This window comes from Rossellomorea sp. DUT-2 (genome assembly GCF_052665285.1).
The window spans coordinates 79,316-103,936 of the sequence record NZ_JBQPEO010000004.1 but is presented as its reverse complement, the minus strand read 5'-3'; the positions used below and the strand labels follow the sequence as shown (position 1 = coordinate 103,936).

Genomic DNA, 24,621 nt, shown 5'->3' with positions numbered 1-24,621 from the left:
AGCCTGCTGTCGGAGAGTGGAGCTTGGTACTGGATGAGCCTAACGCAAACATACATCAAGAAAATTCGACATGCAGGATCAATTATTTAAAAAGAGGATTAATTAATCAAAATAAGGATCAATAAATTCCAAACAGGATTAATTATTCGAAATCGGGATTGAAAACAGACCAAATGGGATTAATTCCTCCGCGAAGGTATCCCCGATTAGGAATTTCACCCCCATATCGGGGATTCATCCTCTTCTAAACCTCATTCCCAGCTAAAACAGACAATCCAAAGCCTGAAACCCATCCAAAACTCCAACAAAAAAACCAAAAAACGGCCCTTCTCAAAGAAGGGCCGCTCTCTCAACCACAAATGAACAATACTCATGTCTCTCTAAACGTTATCGTACTTCCACCCAACCGTTCTTAATCGCAGTCACAACTGCCTGAGTACGGTCATTCACATTCATCTTTTGTAATATATTACTTACATGATTTTTGACAGTTTTCTCACTGATATACAGTCCTTCACCAATACCTCGGTTACTCTTACCATCAGCAAGCATTTGCAGTACTTCACACTCGCGGCGCGTTAATAGGTGAAGCGGGCGGCGAACTTCGGATTGTTGGAATCCACCTGAGTTTTGGGCATTTGCCAGGCGCTTGTATTCTGCTACCAGGTTATGTGTTACCTTCGGATGAACGTAGGAACCGCCATCTGCGACGATTTTCACTGCATCAACCAGTGCCTCTGAGTCCATCTCTTTTAATAAATAACCCAGTGCTCCTGTTTTCAGAGCATGGTTAACATAGTTTTCGTCATCGTGGATGGATAGGATGATGACCTTTGTATCCGGGTATCTGTCCATCAGTTCACGTGTTGCTTCTACGCCGTTTGTTTCAGGCATATTGATATCCATCAGGACAACATCTGGTTCGTGTGTTTCAACTAGGTTCATGGCTTCTGAACCGTCATCGCCTTCTGCTACTACGTTGAAAGAAGGTTCGAATTCAAGGATTCGTTTTACTCCCTCTCTGAAAAGCTGATGATCATCAATGATAACAATATTTGTTGCCATGTCTTTCGCCTCCCTAAACCTTGGAAAAATTTACTTATTAAGTGGAACCTGGATCAGTATGACCGTTCCTGTTCCTACTTTTGAGTCAATCGTGATGTCTCCTTCAAGAAGGTCGACACGTTCTTTCATCCCCATGATGCCAAAGGATCCTGTTTTTTGTTTGTCTTTGTCGAATCCTTTGCCGTTGTCTTTGACAACAACTGTTATTTGGTCTTTCTTTACTTCTACTTTAACTTGGATATGTGACGCTTCAGCGTGCTTAAGTGCGTTCTGGACACTTTCTTGTACTAATCGGAATAGAGCGACTTCGAATTTTGAAGGAAGTCTGATATCGAGCCCCATATTCACAAACTGAATGGAGGTCTCCTGGTTATACTCTTCGATTGTACTCAAGTATTTTTTGAGGGTCGGTATTAACCCCAGGTCATCAAGCGCCATTGGTCTGAGGTCGTAAATGATGCGCCTGACCTCGTATAGGGCTGAGCGGACCATCCGTTTGAGGTCGCGGATTTCCTTGATGGCATCGTCTGCGCTTTTTTCACGAAAAACCCGCTCGATCAGATCGGAACGAATTAAGACGTTGGCCATCATTTGCGCAGGACCATCATGAATCTCCCGGGATAAGCGTTTCCGCTCGTCCTCTTGCGCCTCAATGATTTGCAGGCCGAAATCCTGACGCTGCTTCGCATCCTCCAGTGCCTCATTCACTTGCCTTAAGTCACTATTTAAATAATTGAGAACGACGGATATTTGTGAGCAAAGATTTTCTGCCCGTTCAATCGTGTCCCCTAGTGCATTTAACCGTCTTTCCAGTTCATCCCGACGGTCCCTCAATTGCTTTTCTTGCTGTCTATTCATGGATAGCTTCATTTGCAGGTCATGAGCCTTTTCATACGCTTCTCTTACCTGATCTTCTGAATAGGTTTGAAAATGCTTGCTTACTTCAGAAAGTCTGAGTCGGGCAAACTTCGATTTCTGTTGGAGGTGATCTCCTTCATCAATCACTTTCAAGACCATTTCTTTCACTTCCAGCAGTTCTTTCATCAAATCTTCATAATCAGTTCGACATTGCTCGCCAATCTGGAAGATTTCATCCTTACTTTCGTCAACCGTATCGACCATCTTTTTCAGGATGCTATCTAACATCTTGGTGTCTATTTTTTTAAGTGACACGGTACACCCCTCTTTTGTTCCACTATAGTAGTCAACCCAGAATAAAGCTTCATGTAAAACTATACTTACATAGTAATAATCGGTTATTTCAGCTTGAGTTTCATCCATTTCGTTATGTCCATGGACCTACCACTCATCTACCTATTATCAATTCCATGTAAAATCATAAAACTCCTTTATTCATCTAGGCATATTCCTATGTAATACCTCTACCAAGGGATCATTCGCTCCGGGAACATAAGAGAATGAATGGGAATTATCTAGACCATTCGACTTCCCTTTCAGAGCTTTGGAACAACTGAAGTATTACTATCAGCGTCCATTATACCATGTCACATATTGTCGGAGATTAAAGTTTGATTACATTGTATTACCATTATTTCATGTAGAACCAGTTATTTCCGTATGTAATTGGAATATAGATATATATTTATGTGCAATCCGTTCTACTTTTATATATAGTAGATATAGGATACAAACAGAGATTAAACGCGTATTTCGCCATTATTCATACATAAGGAAACAGAAAGGAGAAAGCGTATTGCTACATCACTATAGTACCGTCAAGGGTTACGGGGAACATGAAATCAATATAGAACGATCCAGGTTCATCACTTATGTAAATCGTGTGGAATCAGAAGAAGAAGCACAGGAGTTTATCGCTTCCATTAAGAAAAAGCACTCGGGTGCTAATCATAACTGTTCTGCCTATATGATCGGTGAAAATAATCTGATCCAAAAAGCGAATGATGATGGTGAACCTAGCGGGACCGCAGGAGTGCCTATGCTGGAGGTGTTAAAGAAAAGGAATCTTAAAGACACCGTTGTCGTGGTCACCCGTTATTTCGGTGGAATCAAGCTTGGCGCCGGAGGACTTATCCGTGCGTATGGACGTGCGACTTCCGAGGGATTGAATGCTGCCGGTATTGTGGAAAGAAGCCTGATGCGAATCATGAGATCTACGATTGATTATACGTGGTTAGGAAAAGTGGAAAACGAAGTGAGATCTTCCGATTATCAACTGAAAGACATTCATTACCTGGAAGCCGTCGAGGTCGAGGTGTATGTAGAGGAAGCGAATAAATCTGCGTTCATCGAGTGGATGACAGAGCTTACAAATGGACAGGCTGACATTATGGAAGGCGATGTGGAATACCTTGAAACGCCTGTTGAAACCAACACGTAAAAAAATTTACATTGGAAAAATCTTTATTCTTACAAAGCCTTCATCAAACTCATACTAATTGTATAGAAGTAACACGGAAAAATGACTCTTTAGACGGATAGAGAAATAACCTTTTTTCGCCTACAATGGTGAAATTAATTGGACATCCTAACGTTTAGATCCATCTGGTTAATGGGTAGTAGTAAATTAACTTGTTACTTTTTGAAACTTTTCACTAAAATTCGACGTCTAATGAAGAAAGCCTCTGCTTTTTTTGACATAATATCCACTACGCATTTTAGTAATTGTTCCCTTAAAAAAACTGTTGCACATCATTAAATATGTGGTATTCTTACAATTGGAGTGCCCATAGAAGAAAAAGAGGTGAACGAATGTACTCTCTAATTGATTTTGTAATTGCTTTTGCTATTTCTTTAGTTGTTTCTGTAGCAGTGACTCCATTCGTAATCAAATTCGCCAAGCGATTTGGCTTTGTCGATAAACCAGACCATCGAAAGGTTCACAAAGGACTCATGCCTCGTGTGGGCGGCTTATCGATCGTCATCGGTGCATCAGCTGGCTTGTTGTACTTGAACGACCTTATTGTTCCACTTTGGCCGGTCATTCTTGGCGGAGGAATCATCCTGATCGTAGGGATCCTAGATGATCGCTTTACCTTGTCACCAAAAGCTAAACTTGTTGGACAAATCCTGGCAGCTTGTATCGTCGTGTTTGCCGACTTTAAAATTGACTTCATTACTTTGCCGTTCGTGGCAGAGCGTATATATTTAGGGAATTTCAGTTATGTGTTCGGTATCCTGTGGATCGTCGGAATCACCAATGCCATTAACCTGATCGACGGATTGGATGGACTGGCAGGGGGAGTATCCGTTATCGCCATGACGTCCATTATGGCTCTTGCAGCCATGAACGGTCAGTACATGGTCGTTGCCCTTACCGTTATCTTAATCGGTGGCACCATCGGATTTCTATTCTTTAACTTCAATCCTGCGAAGATCTTCATGGGTGATACAGGAGCATTATTCCTTGGCTATTGTATTTCCATCATCTCGCTCCTTGGATTGTTCAAGAGTGTGACGATTTTCAGTTTAGTTGTTCCAATTATCATCCTGGCTATACCGATTTTCGATACGTTCTTTGCGATTATCAGACGTATCCTGAATAAGCAAAAGATTTCAGCACCTGATAAATCTCATTTACACCATCGCTTACTGGCAATGGGCTTCTCTCATAAAGAGACGGTCTTGATCATTTATGCGATCGGAGCATTTTTCGGACTATGCGCGATTCTTTTCACTCGATCAACGCTTTGGGGAGCTATTTTATTCTCCGCTGTTCTGGTGATTATCATTCAGTTAACGGCAGAAGTGGTTGGATTGATCGGTCAGCATAAGCCTTTGATCAATACGATGAAGAAACTACGTGAAAGATAAGCACACGCTTTCGTTTATGCGTGGAAAATACTAGATTAGTAGAAAACCTTGGATGATTATCCAAGGTTTTCTTTATTGATTATCCTTTTTTACCTGATCGGACAAAAATAACCTGTTTTGACTTCAAATGGGCTGATAATAAGGAGATTTTCTTTAGATTGTCCTTTTTTCAGCTGGGAATGTCGTCTAGGACTAGTCTGAAGGCCGATTCTGGTGGAGAATCTGTGAGTTGAATGGGTCTTCGCTGGATAATCGATCCGGTTTGGGATATAATTGATCCGGATTTACGATAATTAATCCTGATTCAGTTTTTTTAATCCTAAATCTGATTAGTTGATCCTCATTTCAATTACTTGATCCTCCGTGTCGAATTTTCTTGATATAAGCGTTCGATACATCCAGGTCCGTCCTCCATTTCAAACAACCGATCGTCCGAAAATTACGTTTAAGAAAAGGAGTTGACTCTATTTTGCCCACGATTCGCCATATAACGCACATAAATGCTCCTGTTTCCCTTTGTTTTGATTTAGCCCGCAATGTGGATATTCATACTCAAACTACCTCTAAAACGAAAGAGAGGGCTATAGGAGGCGTCACAAGCGGATTATTAGAGATTGGAGATACCGTCACTTGGGAAGCCGTTCATTTTGGCGTTAAACAGCGACTGACGGCTCAAATTGTCGAAATGGATGCTCCCCATTCGTTCACAGACGTGATGGTGAAGGGTGCTTTTAAATCCTTTACTCATATCCATGAATTTCGTGAACAGGAAAATGGCGCACTAATGAAGGATACTTTCTCTTATAGAGCTCCTTTGGGCTTAGTAGGGGCGGTTGCAGACATCATCTTTTTAAAAAAGTACATGCACACATTCATCGAAATGAGAGCAAACCAATTGAAGAATATCGCAGAGCAGAAAAACACTCCTATCACATAGACAGGAGTGTTCAAGTGGTTATTCTTTTTCTTCGAAATAATTACTTCTGATAATAAGATCCGATACTTGCTGAGCTCTCAATTCGTATTTCTTCTGATCCTCTGTCAGTTCACGATCTGAACGAATGATATTCTCCAGTGGAATGACGGCAAAACTGTCATCAGATGTCAGCATATTTCTACCCATTATCACATCTTCATACTTCTTTTCTTCAATGCCCATTACATAGGCCAGCGTAGGATAGATATCTACTTGACCGTATGCCTTGTCTAATTCCATCGGTTCCATGCCTGGATTGTAGAGGATGAATGGCACTCTGCCTTCTTCATCAATCCCCTCAACCTTTGGATTTTCTTTCATCATTTGATCCTTGTAGCTGCTTTCGAAGGCCGCGTGATCACCGAAGATCGCAATCATGGTGTTATCAAGCATATTATTCGCTTCAAGATCCTCCAGTAACTTGCCAACTGCCATATCCGTGTAATGAATGGACTGAAGATAGTGAGCAGCTGACGTGTCACTGTATTGAGCTTCAAATTCCAGGCCTCTGAATTGTTCAGGGATCACGAACGGTGTATGACTTGTTAACGTGATCAGATAGCCATAATAAGGCTGCTCCTTCTTGCTCAGGAATTCAACCGATTGATGGAAAAACTCTTCATCACTTAAGCCCATCCCTATTTCTTCCCCTTCATGGAATTCCTCAATGGCATGGTATTCATCAATTCCGATATGAGGGTAAGCTTCTCTTCTATTCCAATACGTACCCTCGTCCCCATGAAATGCATAGGTGGAATATCCCTTTTCCTTCAATAGACTGGGTAGCGTTGTGTAATCATTCGTCGGATATCGGAAGAATGTACTCCCCTCCATTACCGGCAACAGGGACGTATTCACGACAAACTCTGCATCAGAGCTTCGGCCGCCTTTCGTTTGCGGATAGAAATTGGAGGCATAGATACTGTTCTTCAACAGTTTGTTCAGGTTGGGTGTGACCTCTTTCCCATTCACCTTTTTATTCAGCACCCAGTTTTCCAGGGATTCGAATTGCAGAATGATGAGGTTTTTCCCTTCACCGACTCCATCGTACTTATTATTTAAGTACAGTCTCTTTTCTCTATATTCCTCTTTATTGTCAAACCAATCTTTCACGAGAGCTTCTTCTTCCTCGTTCAAGTCAATGTAACGATTGTTTTGATAAAACAGGTACATATCCAGCACACTGTATTGAAGGGGATTGAACTTCAATATGTAATCATAGCGATCGTAAATCTTAAAGATTTGAGCATATGGAGTGCCGTCGACATAATGATTCTTCAATGGTTTCACGGCAAGGATGCTGAAACCTGCAAGGAAGAGTATGATAAAGGTTTTCCATTGCACCTTAGGAATCGAAAATGATTTCTTTTTAGTCAGAATGAGCATTAGGACGATATCTACTACTAACAGGACATCCAGCCCGTTGATCAGTTCCATGATGCTCGGTCCTAATCCTGAAAGATTAGAAGTCTGCAGCAAGGCAAAGAACGATAAAGGTGTACCAAAGTAGCGGATATACCATAACTGGGACAGCAACAGGAAGGTCGCTACAATATTAAGACCGATGATGGCCGTCTTCCTCGACCACGTCTTAAATAAAAACACAAAAGAAAATAACATCAAAATACTGCCCGGAAGTGTCACAAATAAGCTTTTCACTTCAAACAGGCCTTTTCCTAAAAATAAATAAAATAGGACGACTTTAATGGAAAGACCAATGGCAGAGATGAGTAGCAGTTTGTCTTGCCATATGGATAGCAACGCCTGTTTTAGCTTGTTTACTAGATTCATAATCTTAATACCTCATTTACATAATTGTAATAAAATTTTAACACTTTTCCTTTTACTTATAAAGTCAGGGTTTGACATTTTATTGTAGAAATCGACTTTATTAGTGATGGACACGATAAATGAACTCGCGAAAAAACCCGGTTTGAGGTAGCTCAAACCGGGTTTTATTTCCATTATCTACTAGTTGGTGTCCAAGTTGCCTGTCTCTTACCTGAGATCGCTCTCATTGTACCGAGGAAGGCTGCATAGTTTACCAAGCAGAAGTAGTATGGGATATACGTTATTTTGTTGCTCGTCACCTTGCCTAATAGTGCGAGGATGTAGAATGCCAATTGTAAGCCGAACATGACTTGATAGACTGGCTGATCCAGTAAGAAAAGATTAATGATAAATATGGCAATCATATAGTAAGGAACGAGCCATCTTAAGAATTTATGAGACATGTATTTATAGAAGAAATCGAAATTCCTGAACGGATTCAACACATGCTTGTAGCTCATGATTCCAGTGAAGCTTCGTGTTACGATACGAACTTTCCGGCCAAATTCTTCTGATGATTTTGGTGACGTCTCTTCCATCGTAATCGCATTCGGCTCGTAGACGAATCTCTTTTGCTGGTTGATGATGATCAGCGGGTTCTGCATATCATCCCCAACGTTTGGATTCATTTCTTTGAATAATTCCTTACGAAGGGCATAGATCGAACCATTTGCTACGATTGTCGTACCTGTTGCCGTCTCGAGCATTTTCAAGAGCTTCTCATACTTCCAGTAAGCACCCTCTGATTCTCCGATTGATGAGTTGGTTGGATTCGTCAATCTTAGCTCACCACAAACTCCACCGATTTCTTCATCTTTAAAGTGCTTCACTAAATGATGAACGGCATCTTTATTGTAGAGAGAGTTTGCATCAGAGAATACAAGAACTTCACCAGTTGCCAGAGGGACGGACTTGTTCAGTGCCGCGGTCTTTCCTTTTCTCCCTTTCACGACATTCAACTTTACGTTCGGATATTTTGCCACGAACTCATTGACGATGTCGTTCGTTCTGTCGGATGAATCATCTGACACAACGATGATTTCAAACTTGTCTTGTGGATAATCAAGATCCACAGAGTTTTGTACTTTTTCAGCGATGACTTTCTCTTCGTTGTACGCTGCGATAAAGAGCGTTACCTTTGGTTCATAGCCTGTATCCGTGATTTGACCCTTTTTGACAACTCCAGTTAGGAGTTTCAGCAGAATCGGATATCCGGCATAGATATAAACCGAAAGAAGAATCAGCAGCCAAAAGATTATTTCTAGTATCATATCATGACTTCCTCTCGTCTATCCTTATATACCAATTGAAGGTGGACCCTGATGAAGGATCCACCTATCATATTATGCTTTAATCGTTTTTCTTCCGATTGATGCGTAGTAGAATCCGTTCTCTTCCATGTTAGCAGGATCAAAGATATTACGTCCATCAACGATTACTTTGCTGTTAACCAATGCAGATACTTTCTCTAAATCAAGCTCTCTCACTTCATCCCACTCCGTTAAAATGAGGATGGCATCAGAGTTTTGAATGACTTCATATAGATCTTGACCAGTACGCAGATTCGGAATAAGCGCCTTCGCATTTTTCTCGGCAATCCGATCATAAGCGATGATGTCAGCTCCAAGCTCCTGCAGCTTCGGAATCACATCAACAGAAGGTGCGTCCCTCATGTCATCTGTATTCGGTTTAAATGCAAGACCGAGAACGGCAATCTTCTTGTTCGTCAGGTCCCCATTAAAAGCTTCTACCAGCTTATCTACAACTTTAAAGCGCTGAAGACCATTCACCTCTTCAACGTCTTTGACAATCTTGAAATCGTAGCCTACTTGATCGGCAATCTTTACAAGGGCACTTGTATCTTTAGGGAAACATGAACCACCGTAGCCGATTCCTGCGTTCAGGAACTGAGGGCCGATACGAGGGTCATAGCCCATTCCTTCTGCCACCTTCGTCACGTCTGCTCCAACAAGTTCACACACGTTTGCCACTTCATTGATGAAGCTGATTTTCGTTGCAAGGAACGCATTGGACGCATATTTGATCATTTCAGATGTTTCGATATTTGTTACGACGACATTTTTGGTGAACGGAGCATGTAATTCCTTAAGGATCGCTTCCGCTTTCTCTGATTCCACACCAATGACCGCTCTTTCCATATTCACTGTATCGTGAATGGCCGATCCTTCACGAAGGAATTCAGGGTTTGATGCGACATCGAATTCTTCGTGGCCGACAACATCTTTGATGACACTTTTGATCATGGCACCTGTTCCCACTGGAACCGTACTCTTCGTCACAATCACTTTATAGTCATGCAGGTGTTCCGCAATCGAGCGGGCAGCCGCTTCGATGTATTGCAGGTTCGCTTCACCATTCTCTTTTGGAGGAGTTCCGACCGCAATGATGACAAGGTCTGCATTCTTCATCCCTTGAGCATAATCCGTTGTGAAAGATAAACGGCCTTCGCTGATGTTCTTTTCTACTAATTCGGTTAAGCCCGGCTCGTATATAGGGATGATCCCATTTTTCAGGTTCTCTACTTTTTGAGCATCTATATCCAGGCATGTCACTTTGTTTCCGGCGTCACTGAAGCACACGCCTGAAACAAGTCCTACATAACCCGTACCAATTACACAAATATTCATCTTAATTTCTCCTTGTTCATTCTGAAATGATGTCTTTTAACCAAGCTTTTAATGGACCTTTAAGGTCATCTCTCATTAAAGCAAATTCTACCGTTGCTTGAACAAAGCCATATTTGTTTCCAATATCATATCTTTTACCATCAAAAGAATATCCGTAAACATTTTGCTTAGTATTTAATTCTTGAAGAGCATCTGTCAATTGAATTTCATTTCCTTGACCAGGCTCCAGGTTGCCTAAGATATCAAGAACATCCGGTGTTAGAACATATCTCCCCATGATGGCCATGTTAGAGGGAGCATCTTCTAGTTTCGGCTTTTCTACGAGTCCTTTGACTTTGAAAAGTGGACCATCGTTCGTAGGGTCTTCTACGTCGATGACACCATATTTGGATACGTCCTCGTCAGGAACTTCCTGTACGCCGATGATGCTCGATTCTTTTTCTTCGAATTCATCGATCAGTTGTTTAAGACAAGGTTTCTCAGAGACCACGATGTCGTCTCCAAGCAGGACTGCGAAAGGATCGTTCCCGATGAATTTTCTGGCACACCAGATGGCATGTCCGAGTCCTTTTGGCTCTTTTTGACGAATGTAGTGAATGTCCGCCAGGTGAGAGATTTGTTTGATTTGCTCGAGTTCATCGTATTTTTCTTTCATCGCAAGCATCTCTTCAAGCTCTAAAGACTTGTCAAAATGATCTTCGATGGCACGTTTTCCACGTCCTGTTACGATCAGGATATCCTCTATCCCGGAATTAACGGCTTCTTCGATAATATATTGGATTGTAGGTTTATCTACAATTGGTAACATTTCTTTCGGCTGTGCCTTTGTTGCTGGTAAGAATCTAGTACCTAAACCCGCAGCCGGGATAATCGCTTTTTTTACTCTCAAAGAACTCACCTCTTAGTTTTGTGTAAATCATTTGTTCTTATTCTGGTTCGAAGTCTTTTTAAATAGTTTCTGCAGATTTTGGCTCATTTACGCCCTGTGGAGAGAAAACGCCCGAGCAAATTTTTTTGCTCTTTCGTTTTCTCTCCACAGGGCGTACTTTCAGCTTTGCTGAAAGCGATTGAAACGTTCGTTCCAATCGATGAGCCAAAATCATTAAATTTCACGAGTATTATACCATATGTTGTTGATTTCTTAATCTCACAGGTTTAATGTGCTATAATATAGCGAGTAATTTCAGATGTGAGGATGAAGAAAATGATTAGTGTAATCGTACCAACTCTTGGAACGAAGCCAGAGGAACTGAAACGATTGTTTGAAAGTCTTAATAATCAAGCATATAAAGACTTCGAAGTCATTATTGTATCACAAGACAATCACAATTATATTACATCCGTTTTAAAAGATGTTAACTTTAAATACAATCATATTGAAATTGATCGCAAAGGGTTGTCACTTGCCCGAAACGTTGGTATTGAGCATGCCAATGGGAGCATTCTGACGTTTTCGGATGATGACTGCTGGTATAATGACGACTCGTTCCAGATTGTTGTTGATTACTTCAACGAGAATCTCGAGACCGATGTCGCTTGCTTCCAAATCTATGATCCGATCCAAGGCGTTTACTATAAAGAATATGACGAAGAAGAGCAGAAACAGGTTACAACCGGTAAGCTGTTGAAGAAGTCTTCTATCGAGATCTTTATCCAAACGGCGAATATCGAGCGTTCTCTGATTCAATTTGACGAGAAATTCGGATTAGGTGCAATCTATCCTTCCGGAGAAGAAAATGTCTTCCTATTTGATTTAGCCAGAAATAATAAGTCCATCAGCTATTATCCGAAGGTGGTCGTCAATCACGAGAAGCCTGAGATGCAAACCCGCTTGTATGAAAAGTCATTTATCGGAAAAGGTCCGTTGTTTAAGAGAATGTACAATACCCCTACTGCAGTTGTTCTATTGACTCTCTTCTTTTTAAAGAAGTACCGTCATTTAGATGAGCCATTTGGGTATTATGGTAAGGCGTTTAGAGAGATTTTCCGGTATGAGAAGAAATAGTGTTTGATTGATTTGATTTGATTTGCGGCGAGTGCCAGGTTGTTGGCGCCTGCCGTTTTTTAGTTTGTGGTAGATCGATTTTCGTTCATTCTGGAAGGGTTTTTCTTTTAGATTGTCCTTTTTGGGGCTGGGATGTGCTGTTTGGGGAAGTTGCAGGCCGATTTGAGGGTGAAATTTGTGGGTTGGAATGACCTTCGCGGGAAAACTGATCCTGTTTTGGAGGTAATTGATCCTGATTTCTAATAATTGATCTTCGTGTCGAATTCCCTTTATGCCTTTCCACTACGGGATTGAATCCCATCTTCATCATAGGTCAGGGTGACGGACAAAGAAATAAAAAGATGCACCCGACTCCACCGGGTGCATCTCAAGAAATCACTTCTCTTTTAAAATGACTTCCGTAATCATGTCATTTTCTTTCGTTAACTCCAGCTCGTTTTGTTCGAGGTCGAGCTCATTTTCAAGATCACCATGGATCTTTTCGAACTCAGCTGCCGGAATGTTTACCGGGAACTTAATTTCCACGAGTCGCTTCTCTTCGTTCAATCCAACAAAGGAGTTGAACTCTTTGTAGTAGTAGAAGAATTCAATCTCGCCTTTTCCTTCAAAGATGTAAACAGGATCACCATATTTACGGAACAGGTTCTTTTCTGAATACCCGATTGGTAATGGCGTTTCTGGTAAGAGACCTGCGTCAACGTATTGCAGGAATTCATCGGATAGTACTTTTCTGTTGTTCTTCTCGTAATCGATTCGGAAGCTCAGCATGCCGGACTTCTTGAGAAGCTCTTCGTCTGTTAACTCGAGAAACTCTTCCGTTGCAAGCTCTTCATTCAAAGCACTGATTAACTCGACAATAGGAATTTCTTCTTGAGCCAATAGTATTTTGGTAATCTTCCCCTCTTCTACTTCGAATACAACGCTTTGTTTTTTAATAATCATATACACGTACGATTGTGCAGCATTTTCATCTGCTTTATATTCAAACATGTCCAGCTCTAAGTTGTTGTCAATGACCTTTTGGAGGTCATCTCCTGCGTTAATCGTGCCGGAAATCTTGAACTTTTTATTGGATGTGATCAGGTAGTCTGCTTCTCCTCCAGTGAAGTGGACGCGAAGTTTCTGTTCTGAATCATCCAGTACTTCATCCTTGGATTCAGGATCTTCAAGAACCTTGAATACTTCTTGATACCTTTCCCCTAAGCCAAAATTCAGGAGTGAATATTCGTTTCCGACCGATTTATATTCACTTTTTTGCACCTCTTTTGTTTTCACGCCAACAATGATGCCGAACAAAAGAACCACAAAGATCAGATATGAAAGAAAGATTTTGTATGAACTCAACTGTATCACTCCGTTACATTTTGCTTAACTTTGTGTTTCATTTCACCGATTTTCACTAGCACGGCGATAACTAATAGAACTGCCCAGAATCGTGGTGTGACATAATCCGCTCTGTATAAGGATGTGACCATCAGGTGAAAGTACTCTACTAATGCAATGAAGTAGTACATGTTCTTCATGCCGTTCTTCAATAGGAATACGGCGATGGAAATTAAACCTGTTAATAAAAGTAGGAGTCCGATGACACCTTGCTCGAATAGGACATCAATAAACATATTGTTTGCCGAGATGGCCAGGCTCATCTGGGTATGGGGCACAATTTTGGTCCCCGCCAGGAACTCATAAGCTCCCGGTCCGTATCCAAATAGTCCCGATACGATGGAATGATCGAACAGCCACTGGAATGGCATGACGTACATATAAATCCGGCTTGATTGAGTCGGATCAAAAAGATTATCTCTTCTTCCCCAAATCGGAGAGAAAAATTTAGCCAGTAGATCCGGGTTTACCAGATAAAGACCTGCAATCCCGATGATACCCACCAACGGAATCATCCATAGGATTTTCTTTGGAAATTTAGGGTGGAACATTAAATAAACCATTAAGAAGCCTATCACCAGTACAAGATTGAAATAGGCGCTCACGGAAAACGTAAAGGCCAGTATGAATAAAGTGGGAATAAGTACGACGACTGCATACACCCATTTACGTTTCACAAAAAGAAATGCCAATATAATCAGGTCGATTAAGAACGGCCCCATGTAGCTTGGTTCATTTGTGAATGAGGTGATTCGGAAGTCGAACAGGGTCACTCCTTCCACACTATGAACAAAGGAACGTGTATCTAAGTTAAGAAATGGGATGTTGAACACGAAATAGGCAAGCTGCCAAAAGGCTACAGCCACTAATAACGATATCGACAACGGGTAAACTTTGATGATACTTTCATTATCCTTTGGTTCATTCGCAAGCAAACGATAGCCGAAATACACAAACATGAAAAAGCTGAGATAATAGGCGACCCGCGTAATCATCGAGCTTTTCAAGTAGTTCATATACTCTACACTATTCAAGACTGTAGCAGTATAAAAGGCAGAAAGAATAGCCAGTGCCAATGAGATAAGAAAGAGAATCAGGAAGCGTTTTAAGTATTTATCAAACTCTGAGGTTTGGGTCAAACGTTTTCGATTGAGTAAGTAATACAGAAATAATAACGAGCCAACCCCCAGTGTCAACACCGCAGGAACGGGTACGGGGAGAAGCTTGATGTATTTAGCTTGAGTAGAGAACTGGGCGAAGAACAAATATCCGGCCACTAATATCAAGATGATCTGTTTCATCCTTGGCTCATACTTGTTCATGAGTGTGGAAAAATTCATACTAAACTCCTCATTGTCTTTTTAGTTTATTGAAGGCCTGTATTCGCACTAGCGAGAAAAGCCTTATTGAATATAGTCTATATCTTTCAGTAAAAGAATTCCGTCCTTCTTTTCCCACTCCGTCATATAAACCAATTCATTTTCTTTGTTAAAACGATAGAACTTATTGACCGCTTCGGTATGAAAGTAACTTTTACGTTGAGAAGTGAGTTTCTCTTTAAGATACTTGAAGTCCGTTTCTGTCACCGTGTTATCAGGACTCAGCATATATTTAAAGGTATCCCAATCCGTATCTTCAATATTATTGCGAATGTATTGATCAGCTTCCAGAAGGTTTCTGAACTTCAATGGCTGATCACCGCAGCCGCTTAAGAATAAGGTAATTAAAATTAGTAGCACGGCAAACTGTCTTTTCATTACAAACTCCTTTCCTATGAGGACCATCGTCTCTTTCGAATTCGTGTTTCCTATGTAAAAAGGGACGCACCCTGTTAAGTCTTGATAATCAAACAACAATAAAAAATTATACATGAAAAACCATCATTTGAAAATGCTTTGTTCCCTACCCCCATACGCTTTGATACCCTTGTCAATACTGAAAATGACGCAGATTCTCTATGATTCCGTTATGTTAAATATGTGTTACAAACTTGAATTATAGTCATACTTTTGGAAGATTGATCTACATAAGGGGAAGTTACGCATTTTCTGCTACTGGTATTTGTCTGTTGGCGGAGACGAGAGTTTGAGGAAGATGGGCATATTGTGGGAATAATTAAAGAAAATTCGACACCGAGGATCAATTTTTTGAAATCAGGATCAATTAATCAGATTCAGGATTAAAAAAGCCAAAACAGGATTAATTATCGTAAATCCGGATTAATTACATCCAAAACCGGTTCAATTATCGCGCGAAGACCATTTCAAGTCATAGATTCATCACTCCAATCGGCCTTCAGGTTAGTAAAAACCACATTCCCAGCTGAAAAAGGACAATCTAAAGCCAAAACCCTTCCAAAAGTGAAAAAAACCTCATCATTACTCATATCCCATTAAAAAAGCTGCCATCCCGAAGAATGGCAGCTTCATGATTCGAATTAATTCGCTAATGACTGTTGGATATCTTGACGAACAGATGCTGAAATGGCACCTTTACCGCCTAAGAAGTAGGTATCGGCTAAGACAGTGCGCTCATCCAGCCATGTTTTTACATGATCCGGCAAGGCATCCTTACGCGTTAATAATAATGGTGATTTCATTGCTGCTGCTAATGAAGACGCAGGCAGGGCATCGATGAAGATGTCACCGCGGGCGAAGAATAGTGTCTTTTCTTCAAACTCACTGCTGTATTTCTCTGCAATCGTTAAACTTGTTTGGTAACGGTCATTCCCGTATACCCTTGATACATTTGAAGCAAGGTTTGTTAATTGGCGTTCTACTTCAGTGGAAACGGCAGACTGACCACCAATGATCGTTACCTTATGAATCGTATTTTCTTTCATGTAAGCTTCGACGCTCTCATGAAGAGAATCTTTTGTTGTATAAAGAATTGGGATCTGCATCATGCTGGCATATGAAGCAATCGACAAGGCATCCGGGGATTTCTCGTCTTTTGTCACAACAAAGACTTCATCATTATTGTTAATTTCATCTGCCACTTTCACTGCTGTCTCATAACGCTCTTTCCCACTGATGCGGGTAACATCAGATAAGCCTTGCAACTGATTCTCTACATTGCCGCTGATGGCATTTGTTCCACCCAGTAAGTAGACTTTTTCAGGCTGAAGTCGCTTAATTTCATCAAGGACTGTATCTGGAAGTGATTTAGAAGTTGTTAATAATAACGGTGAATCCAATTTCTTCGCCAGTACACTTCCTGTTAAAGCATCGATCGATAAATCGCCGCGGCCGATGACAACAGCCTTCGATTTATTTTCCCAGCCATACTCCGAGACGCTGACGCTTGTTTCATAGCGATCCATGCCTTCAAGCTCATGAGAATAGTCATTTAAGTCCAGTTCCCTATTCACGCTTGTTGTTGGATAGTAGTAGCCAAGGATCGTTCTGAAGTTGTTCCCTTCTTTCGACATTTGGTAAGCACCGTATTGGCTCATGCCGATTCCGTGCCCGAAACCGCCGCCATTGATGGTGTAAAGCTCATCTGTTTCTTCCAATTCTTTCACATAAGGACTCTTCATGATCGATGTCCCCAGCATAAAACGAATATTATAAGAACGGTCGTTAATCGTTTTGGTTTGCAGTTTGATTGTTTCGTCTTCATTCTTTACAAATCCACTATCTTTTTTCTCAAAATAAGTGAAAGATACTGTTCCTTTTAATACATCTTTAGAAGTAAAAGATGTATCTGGAATATCAAAAGAGACATTCTTAATATCTACTATCTTAATTTCACTCTTATCATCAATATGGTTTTTATTTTTCAGCCATGATTTCATGTTTGAAATGATCGTTTGATCTTCTTCCTTCACGTCTGACCACCAGGCTTGTGGTTTCTTAAGGTCTAATTCGCTATCGTCGAATTGAGATTTAGAAAGAGGGACTGCCCAATCTCCATGTGGTGAAATTTTCGCATCATAGATGTCGGGCTTCGTCTCCAGGTAAGGGACTAAATCTGATCCCCAAACGTTTTGATTCGAGAATACTCTTCCCCCATTAGATGAGGAATAAAAAGCTTCAGCATAGCTGTCGCCTTTTTTCAGAACTTCTCCTTGTGTTTCATTAACTGCTTGCGTCGTATGAGGATTCCAATCATACCCTTTATACACTTGATCACTTTGTCCATCGTAAATCGTCCAGTTTCCCTTTTTCAATACAAAGGTTCTGGCTGCGACAGCTTGAGCCTTCAAGGCATCCAGTCCGCCGTTACCTCCCCAGGAAGCAGGCATTTCAGCAGGGACCACGCCTTTTAAGTAGTCTTCCAGATTGATATTATTCACGGGTCTCACATATTTACTGGATTCAACAGTAAACTCAACTTCTCCTAAGTATTGCTTTTCGTAATTCCCTTTAATCGTCATGGCACGATCCATCGCTTCTGTAATCGTCGGGATGATCGTAACGTTCCCGTCGAACTTTTTCACGAGTGTGGAACCTTTATAAAGAGATAGTTTCCCTGATTCAACCTTCATGGTGTAAGATGCACCAGGCTGGATGAAAATCGATGTTCCCTTTACTTGATAGTCGCCATTTGTAGTAAAAGGAAGTGAGCTCTTACTTCCAATATAATTCTGCAGTTTTACAGAAATGGGCTGGCCTTCTGCCTTTGTATTAAGCGGTGCTGCCATCATTCCCGTAACCATTGTGGAAAGAACCAGCATAGATAGTAACTTCTTCTTCAATGTTTTTCCTCCTTGCGATATGTACTTGAGGAAGGCGTTCCAAAACGGAACACCTTCAGGAATTTATAGTGCTTCTACCTTTTTCAAGACGGATTCAATTTTATATCCGTTGTCTCCGGTTTCTTCATATACTTCTTTGATCATGCCGATCCCTGGAGCATAGTACATCGTATTGATTGTATTCACGTCTCCGTTTTTCACCGTGCTACGAACCGCGACGACATTTTCGTACGTGTCGTAAGGAACTTCGACCGTTTCGTCTTCACTGATGATTTCCCAACGAGTTGTGTCGCCTTTTCCTTTACGCTTGATATCGGCCAGTGGCAGAGATTCTTTTTCCGGAGTAAAGTTGTCCAAAATGCTTTCTTTCACGTTCTTTGGGTTACTTTCTTCATATACGACTTGAATGGCATCCTGATCCCATTTAAGAATTTGAAGAGTGACCATCTCTCCTACTTTGAATACACGCTGAACATGCGTTTCATTGTGATCGACTACTGTCTCAGTCAAGCTGAAATCCTTATTTTCAAAGGTTTTGACCACGTTTTTATCAGGTTTCAGCTGTTGGAGTAACAGATTCACTTCTTCTTTTTCCGCCGTTTCATTGTCTTCTTCAGATGCTACTTCTTCTTCAGAAGAGGAGTCTTCAGAGGACTCTTGAGTTTCCTCTACTTCCACTTCTTCCTGAACAGTAGAGTTATCCGACTCTTCAGTTTGAGAGGTATCTTCCTTGGACGTTTCGCTTTCGACTTTCGTTGTATCAGGTTCTTCCTTCGTTGTTTTCTCACTTGGAGAGGAAGCATTACATGCTGTAAAGACAGTCATAGACAAGATGAGCAGAGAGACCAGAAAGAAATTTTTACGACTGTTTAACACGGGTTGTCCTCCTTAATACAAGACATTTTTCATTTTTTCAATGATGGCGTCATCGACTTTCCCGCCAACTTTGATTACTTCTTTTACACCGGTAGAAGGCTGATACTCAAGGATGAAATCCTCTAAATGACCATCTAATGTGCCGCCTACCAATACGATTGGCGCATTCGTTTTAACAGATAGGGCAGATGCGGTTAAAGCATCGGGGTAATTCGTTCCCGTTGAAACGATGAATTTGTCTGAACCCATCACTGATTTGAATTTCGTCAGCACTTTTGCAAGTGTTTTATAACGGTCTGCACCGGAGAGTCTTTCAACATTGGTTGAATAGCGTTTAATCGATTGTTCAACCGTTGAAGAAATGGCACTTCCCCCACCCAGGACCTTCACTTGCTTTCCTTTTAAATAAGACAGAGCGGTAGAATTGATGCTATCTTTACCAGTTAGCACAATCGCCCATTGATTGGCTGAAGCAATCGGTGCAGCTCCAAGGGCGTCGGCGTAATTCTTGCCTGATGCCACGAATACACCTTTTACATTCGTCAGTTTTTTGTTAATTAGAAGATTCGTCGCATAGCGGTCAGCTCCACCGACTCTTGTAACGGTCAGTCCAAGCTGTGCTAATCGGTTTTGAACCGCATTTGAAACGGCTCCTTTACCACCAATCATGTATACTTCTTTCGCGTTCAATCTTGCAAGCTCTTTTTCTACTTGTAAAGGAAGCTTGTCCTTAGCGGTTAATAGAATAGGAGCGTTATCCAATTGAGCGGCCAGGGGCCCTACTGAAAGTGCGTCTGCGAAGTCATATGCGGTTGCGAGTACAACAGCTTTTTTCGCTTTGGAGCTTGAGAAACCGTTAGGATAAAGGTCTTTGGAAACCTTAATCGCCGTTTCCATTCGATCAAGGCCAATCAGGTTTGTATCATTAATGAAACGATTGATTTTAACCCCATCGATACTCGACCAAATGACTCCTTTAGAATCGATATCCACCACTTTTAATGGAGTTGCCTTCCATTTAGCGTATTCGATTGCACTGTTGACATCGTAATAAGACCATAAACTTTTGCCTGCTTCTGTTTGAACACTGTATTTTTTGGGTAAATAATTAGACCATAGGATCTTTTCAGTGTGTTCATCTACTACTCTAGTATTCGCCAGACTTTCTGCATATTGAATAGCGTCCTCTTTAATCGGGTAGGTATTAAGCTTCTCCTTGCCCTTTTGATAGACACTGTATTCATTCAAATTCTCGTACACTTTTTTCTGCTGATATTTATCCAATACATATGTATTGGATTGAGACTTGGAATATTGAATGGCTTCATCTTTCGTCTCATAGACTTTAAGTCGTTTGTTCGCTGCACTGTATACTTCATACACTTTGAAGTAGGAAACGATGCCATTTTTAATCCCTTCAGCTGCACTATTCTGGAAAGACCATGTCTTAATGAGTGCTTCTTCTTGAGGATTCGACATGTACCCCATTTCCAGTAAAAGCGAAGGCATTTGCGTGTTACGAATCACATAAAAGGCCTGATTATTTCTCATTCCCTTATCATTTATGCCAGTCGAATTCAGGACACTCGGGTGAACCGTTTCTGCTAATCTCTCGGATTCACTGCCGTACGCCACCTGAATCGGATCGGGCGGATATTCCGCTTCCCAGGCATATTTATTATTATAATGATAGGACTCAAAACCACGTACGTACGGGTTTGTTGGTGCCGCGTTATGATGGACAGAAACAAATACCGTTTGATCATTCTTTCCTTTAGCGAATGAATTCGCTATATCCGTACGCTCCTGAAGACTCAAATACGTATCCAGATTATCGTGAGTCATATAAACGTTGAAACCTGCTGCATTCAGCTTATCCCTTACCATTTTAGAGATTGCCAGATTGGCATGCTTTTCATAAAAACCAGTTGAACTCCCAGAAAATCCTGCTGTTCCTGAATCCCAACCTCCGTGACCTGGGTCAATGACTACATTCTTCTCAGCTGATGCCAGAATCGGTATGACAAGAAACATAGTCATTGTAACAACAAGCATCGCAATCTTTTTCTTCATAATTTTTGCATTCTCCTCCATTATATTAAAATTTTCCTTTATTCTACCATTAGTATCGGCAATAGTTGACATACTTTTGACATGTTTTCGTAAACTTTTACATAATTATAAAAAAAGACACTCATTTCTCCATTATTAGGATCTTTGAGTGTCTTTGATATTTATAGGTTTGGAAAAATGTAAATAGAGATGTTTAACTCTCTACTTTTACTATTTCATTATAAAGATCTATCATTCTTTTAGAATTCTCTTCCCAATCGTAATGATTGATGACGTGCTCTCTGCCGTTTTTCCCTAATTTCTCTCGTTCTGAGGAATCCTTATACAGATATAATAGTTTCTCAGCCAAAGCTGCCGGATTCTTAGACGGAATCAGATAGCCTGTTTCCCCGTCCAGCACGACTTCCGGAAGGCCGCCGACATTGGTTGCCACAACCGGTACACCACAAGCCTGGGCCTCTACAGCTGAAACCCCGAAGCTTTCAATCAAGGAAGAAATGACAAATATATGAAGAGACGAGATAAAATCAGGAACATCCTCATGAGCGATTCGTCCTAAAAACTCTACATTCTCAACTATGCCCAGGTCTTCTGTCAGTTTCATATATTTCGCAAGATAAGGTCCGTCCCCTGCCAAATGCAAGCGGACATACTGGCGCTCCGAGCCCAGTGTATTAAGAAAAAGCTTAAAGCCTTTCAGCAGATATTCTATTCCATACTTCGGTTCCATCCCTTTAGCAATTCCGATTCTGAATTGACCTTCTATCTTTTTCGCCGGGTTCGGTTTGAATTGTGTGGTATCCACACCAAATGGGGTGATGGCCAAAGGCTTGTTTGCATCTATATATTTCTTTGTTTCCTGTTCTAACGCAGGGCTGGTTGAACAAATATAGTCCGCTTTTCTCAAGGCATACTGAAGGATGATCCGATTCATCACATTCCGCTTAGGGAAATCATAGATGTCTGATCCCCATACCGATAGAATGTAAGGACTGAATCCTGTTAAAGCCCCTATTAATCCATAGCTCGAAGCATAATGGGAATGGATCAGATCAGGCTTATAGTTTCGAATAATCTTCTTCAGTCTGGAAACCGTAAATAAATAAGAAATCTTGTGATTCAGTTTCAGATTTAAATAAACTCTGCTTACATTCTCCCAAGGGATGTGTTCAGAAGAGTCTTTGTGGTTCTCTAAGCTAATATTTATGACCTCGATACCAATCGAATTATAGTAATCAAGCCATTTCTTCGTATGTACATTATTCGCTGGTGCTAATAATAAAACTTTCATAACTCGGGTACCACACTCTCTTTTTTACTACTGACTTGCTGCATCGATTTAAAAGAAGATGACTTAATCTCTTAATATGCTTGTTAAAACAGCCTGACAAAAGAAATATATTCAACAATATCGATTGTGATATAATATACTAATTGATTTGATACTTCTTATCATAATATAAAAAGCGATTAAATTGAATTTATTTGTAAAAACTATATAAATTTTGTTAATAAAACGGATCAACAGAGAGGTATTTCCATGTTTAAACATACGTTTATCTATTTTCTATCTAAAGGTGTTCCAGGGATCATCAACTTTGTGGCCATCGCCTTGTATACACGCCTACTATCACCAAGTGAGTACGGTGAATACGCACTGGTCATTGCGGCTGTAACATTTGTGAATACAACCCTATTTCACTGGCTTAGATTAGGATTACTCCGCTATAACCCTAAATACGAAGGCAATCAAAAAGCCATGTTCATCAGCTCGATCACAGCTACATTCATTTCCATGACGATCCTGACTGTTTTCCTTGGCACAGGAGCTTTCATTGTCTATACACCTTTTCATTCAATGGCTCTCTTATGGTTCCTGGGGATTGGATTACTCACCATGCAAAGCATGTTCGACTTGTTTACGGAGTATCTGCGTTCAGAGCTTTCGTCCAAACTTTTCGGCGTTGTGACAGCCCTAAAAGTGGTATTATCCCTTATCATCGCTGTCGTTCTGATTAAATTCTTCGGCTTCGGGGCTGAAGGAATTATCCTTGGACTGATTATCGGGATCTTCCTGTCGATTGTCTTCTTTATTCCGAAGTACCTTCACTTAATTGACATTAAGATGATTGACCGGGACATGATCAAAGAAGTCGTGAAGTATTCCATTCCATTTATTGCAGCTCTTTCAATGGAAGCCATCATCCTGAATACAGACCGATACTTGATTGGCTGGTTAATGGACAAGGCATCTGTCGGGATCTATGCGGTTTCATACGATCTGGCCAAACAAATCCTGTTCTTATTGATGATGATCATCAATCTGGCCGCTTATCCACTTGTGGTCAAAGCCCTTGAAACAGGCGGGATCAAAGAATGCCAGAAACAATTGAATGAAAATACGTCCCTGCTATTACTTGTATCGGTTCCGGCGACAACGGGAATGATCCTGTTGAGCGATTCCTTTACCGGGATCTTCCTGGGTGAATCCTATCAAGGGAAAGCAGCGACGATCTTTTCACTGATTGCCTTTGCGATCTTTATCCAAGGCTTTAAAATGTACTATTTCGACCTGGCCTTCCAGCTCGGGAAAAATACGAAGCTTCAGATCTGGCCTGTGTTGGCCGCTGCTGTACTGAATGTAGTCCTGAACTTACTGTTCATACCAGAGTACGGAATATTCGGCTCAGCTTACGCGACCATCATTTCCTACGTAGTATCGGTCCTGTTGAGTGCCTTAATCGGGAAGAAGATTTTCCCTCTCACCTTTCCGTTCAAAGAAGTCGGAAAGATTTTTATCGCGACTGGTGTAATGGCGCTTCTAGTTTGGCCGGCACTTGCCATTGATGGCATCTTCGGATTTATCGTGCAAATTGTAGTTGGTATTGTTGCTTATGGGGCTGTAGTATTGGCTCTGAATATTAATGGAATACGTCAGCTAGTTATGCGACGATTGAAGAAATCTCCCCAGTGATTGGGGAGATTTTTTTGTGTTATGGTATTCGAGGCTGGATTAGTGACCGTTTGCTAGTTTTTCTTCACTTCTGGAGTGGTTTTGGCTTAAGATTGTCTATTTTCAGCTGGGGATGTGCTGTTTAATTGGCTTTTCGGCCGATCCGGGGCTTGAATATGGGAGGGGGAATGATCGTCGCGGGATAAGTGATCCGGATTGGGATGGAATCGATCCCGCATTGGGATAATCGATCCCGTTTTGGCTTTTTTAAACCAAAATATGATTTATTGATCCGAATTTCAATTAATTAATTAATTAATC

The 24,621-nt window shown here is 41.0% G+C and carries 18 protein-coding genes; 5 read left to right on the top strand and 13 right to left on the bottom strand.

Annotated features, from left to right (window positions below):
* Window positions 1-387: 387 nt before the first annotated feature.
* Complete coding sequence (locus tag ACOSV2_RS15790; protein WP_044338399.1) at window positions 388-1,065, bottom strand: response regulator; 678 nt, start codon at window positions 1,063-1,065, stop codon at window positions 388-390.
* Between the two features lie 30 nt (window positions 1,066-1,095).
* Window positions 1,096-2,211 carry a sensor histidine kinase gene (locus ACOSV2_RS15785; RefSeq protein ID WP_428976282.1) on the bottom strand — a complete coding sequence of 372 codons (1,116 nt, stop codon included), beginning with the start codon at window positions 2,209-2,211 and terminating at the stop codon, window positions 1,096-1,098.
* Between the two features lie 568 nt (window positions 2,212-2,779).
* Here ACOSV2_RS15785 and ACOSV2_RS15780 point away from each other — a divergent pair.
* The 3 genes from ACOSV2_RS15780 (at window position 2,780) to ACOSV2_RS15770 (ending at window position 5,794) form a co-directional block, all read left to right on the top strand.
* Window positions 2,780-3,424 (top strand): YigZ family protein, encoded by a 645-nt coding sequence (locus ACOSV2_RS15780; RefSeq protein WP_428975974.1) that lies wholly within the window; start codon window positions 2,780-2,782, stop codon window positions 3,422-3,424.
* Between the two features lie 371 nt (window positions 3,425-3,795).
* Window positions 3,796-4,857, top strand: a complete 1,062-nt coding sequence (locus ACOSV2_RS15775; RefSeq protein WP_428975973.1) for a glycosyltransferase family 4 protein — start codon at window positions 3,796-3,798, stop codon at window positions 4,855-4,857.
* Between the two features lie 469 nt (window positions 4,858-5,326).
* A complete protein-coding gene (locus ACOSV2_RS15770; RefSeq protein WP_428975972.1) occupies window positions 5,327-5,794 on the top strand; it encodes an SRPBCC family protein in 468 nt (155 codons plus the stop codon).
* 18 nt (window positions 5,795-5,812) lie between these two features.
* Here ACOSV2_RS15770 and ACOSV2_RS15765 read toward each other — a convergent pair whose 3' ends face one another.
* The 4 genes from ACOSV2_RS15765 to galU all read right to left on the bottom strand — a co-directional run bounded on the left by ACOSV2_RS15765 (window position 5,813) and on the right by galU (window position 11,200).
* Window positions 5,813-7,624 (bottom strand): LTA synthase family protein, encoded by a 1,812-nt coding sequence (locus ACOSV2_RS15765; protein ID WP_428975971.1) that lies wholly within the window; start codon window positions 7,622-7,624, stop codon window positions 5,813-5,815.
* Window positions 7,625-7,797: 173 nt separating this feature from the next.
* On the bottom strand, window positions 7,798-8,934 hold the full coding sequence (locus ACOSV2_RS15760) for a glycosyltransferase family 2 protein (RefSeq protein ID WP_428975970.1): 1,137 nt from the start codon (window positions 8,932-8,934) through the stop codon (window positions 7,798-7,800).
* 72 nt (window positions 8,935-9,006) lie between these two features.
* Window positions 9,007-10,311 (bottom strand): UDP-glucose dehydrogenase family protein, encoded by a 1,305-nt coding sequence (locus tag ACOSV2_RS15755; protein ID WP_428975969.1) that lies wholly within the window; start codon window positions 10,309-10,311, stop codon window positions 9,007-9,009.
* Window positions 10,312-10,327: 16 nt separating this feature from the next.
* The gene (gene galU / locus ACOSV2_RS15750) at window positions 10,328-11,200 is read right to left on the bottom strand and encodes a UTP--glucose-1-phosphate uridylyltransferase GalU (protein WP_428975968.1); all 873 of its coding nucleotides are present in this window, start codon (window positions 11,198-11,200) and stop codon (window positions 10,328-10,330) included.
* Window positions 11,201-11,515: 315 nt separating this feature from the next.
* Between galU and ACOSV2_RS15745 the strand changes: the two genes are divergently transcribed.
* A complete protein-coding gene (locus ACOSV2_RS15745) occupies window positions 11,516-12,316 on the top strand; it encodes a glycosyltransferase family 2 protein (RefSeq protein ID WP_428975967.1) in 801 nt (266 codons plus the stop codon).
* A gap of 375 nt (window positions 12,317-12,691) precedes the next feature.
* Here ACOSV2_RS15745 and ACOSV2_RS15740 read toward each other — a convergent pair whose 3' ends face one another.
* From ACOSV2_RS15740 to ACOSV2_RS15710, 7 genes are all read right to left on the bottom strand, one after another.
* The gene (locus ACOSV2_RS15740; protein ID WP_428975966.1) at window positions 12,692-13,660 is read right to left on the bottom strand and encodes a hypothetical protein; all 969 of its coding nucleotides are present in this window, start codon (window positions 13,658-13,660) and stop codon (window positions 12,692-12,694) included.
* Window positions 13,661-13,665: 5 nt separating this feature from the next.
* Window positions 13,666-15,039, bottom strand: a complete 1,374-nt coding sequence (locus ACOSV2_RS15735; RefSeq protein WP_428975965.1) for an O-antigen ligase family protein — start codon at window positions 15,037-15,039, stop codon at window positions 13,666-13,668.
* A gap of 63 nt (window positions 15,040-15,102) precedes the next feature.
* Window positions 15,103-15,456: a hypothetical protein gene (locus ACOSV2_RS15730; RefSeq protein WP_428975964.1), complete on the bottom strand. Its 354-nt coding sequence runs from the start codon at window positions 15,454-15,456 to the stop codon at window positions 15,103-15,105.
* Window positions 15,457-16,136: 680 nt separating this feature from the next.
* Window positions 16,137-18,398, bottom strand: a complete 2,262-nt coding sequence (locus ACOSV2_RS15725; RefSeq protein ID WP_428975963.1) for a SpoIID/LytB domain-containing protein — start codon at window positions 18,396-18,398, stop codon at window positions 16,137-16,139.
* Window positions 18,399-18,461: 63 nt separating this feature from the next.
* Window positions 18,462-19,274 (bottom strand): hypothetical protein, encoded by an 813-nt coding sequence (locus ACOSV2_RS15720; RefSeq protein ID WP_428975962.1) that lies wholly within the window; start codon window positions 19,272-19,274, stop codon window positions 18,462-18,464.
* 12 nt (window positions 19,275-19,286) lie between these two features.
* Window positions 19,287-21,347: a cell wall-binding repeat-containing protein gene (locus ACOSV2_RS15715; protein WP_428975961.1), complete on the bottom strand. Its 2,061-nt coding sequence runs from the start codon at window positions 21,345-21,347 to the stop codon at window positions 19,287-19,289.
* Between the two features lie 193 nt (window positions 21,348-21,540).
* Window positions 21,541-22,638 (bottom strand): glycosyltransferase, encoded by a 1,098-nt coding sequence (locus tag ACOSV2_RS15710; RefSeq protein WP_428975960.1) that lies wholly within the window; start codon window positions 22,636-22,638, stop codon window positions 21,541-21,543.
* Window positions 22,639-22,887: 249 nt separating this feature from the next.
* Between ACOSV2_RS15710 and ACOSV2_RS15705 the strand changes: the two genes are divergently transcribed.
* The gene (locus ACOSV2_RS15705) at window positions 22,888-24,321 is read left to right on the top strand and encodes a lipopolysaccharide biosynthesis protein (RefSeq protein WP_428975959.1); all 1,434 of its coding nucleotides are present in this window, start codon (window positions 22,888-22,890) and stop codon (window positions 24,319-24,321) included.
* Window positions 24,322-24,621: the final 300 nt, after the last annotated feature.

Bases quoted from the DNA above. Each gene is read 5' to 3' on its own strand.
- ACOSV2_RS15730 (WP_428975964.1), bottom strand. From the start codon at position 15,456: ATGAAAAGACAGTTTGCCGTGCTACTAATTTTAATTACCTTATTCTTA.
- ACOSV2_RS15760 (WP_428975970.1), bottom strand. From the start codon at position 8,934: ATGATACTAGAAATAATCTTTTGGCTGCTGATTCTTCTTTCGGTTTAT.
- ACOSV2_RS15710 (WP_428975960.1), bottom strand. From the start codon at position 22,638: ATGAAAGTTTTATTATTAGCACCAGCGAATAATGTACATACGAAGAAA.
- ACOSV2_RS15790 (WP_044338399.1), bottom strand. From the start codon at position 1,065: ATGGCAACAAATATTGTTATCATTGATGATCATCAGCTTTTCAGAGAG.
- ACOSV2_RS15705 (WP_428975959.1), top strand. From the start codon at position 22,888: ATGTTTAAACATACGTTTATCTATTTTCTATCTAAAGGTGTTCCAGGG.
- ACOSV2_RS15715 (WP_428975961.1), bottom strand. From the start codon at position 21,347: ATGAAGAAAAAGATTGCGATGCTTGTTGTTACAATGACTATGTTTCTT.
- ACOSV2_RS15775 (WP_428975973.1), top strand. From the start codon at position 3,796: ATGTACTCTCTAATTGATTTTGTAATTGCTTTTGCTATTTCTTTAGTT.
- ACOSV2_RS15755 (WP_428975969.1), bottom strand. From the start codon at position 10,311: ATGAATATTTGTGTAATTGGTACGGGTTATGTAGGACTTGTTTCAGGC.
- ACOSV2_RS15745 (WP_428975967.1), top strand. From the start codon at position 11,516: ATGATTAGTGTAATCGTACCAACTCTTGGAACGAAGCCAGAGGAACTG.
- ACOSV2_RS15735 (WP_428975965.1), bottom strand. From the start codon at position 15,039: ATGAATTTTTCCACACTCATGAACAAGTATGAGCCAAGGATGAAACAG.
- ACOSV2_RS15765 (WP_428975971.1), bottom strand. From the start codon at position 7,624: ATGAATCTAGTAAACAAGCTAAAACAGGCGTTGCTATCCATATGGCAA.
- ACOSV2_RS15785 (WP_428976282.1), bottom strand. From the start codon at position 2,211: ATGTTAGATAGCATCCTGAAAAAGATGGTCGATACGGTTGACGAAAGT.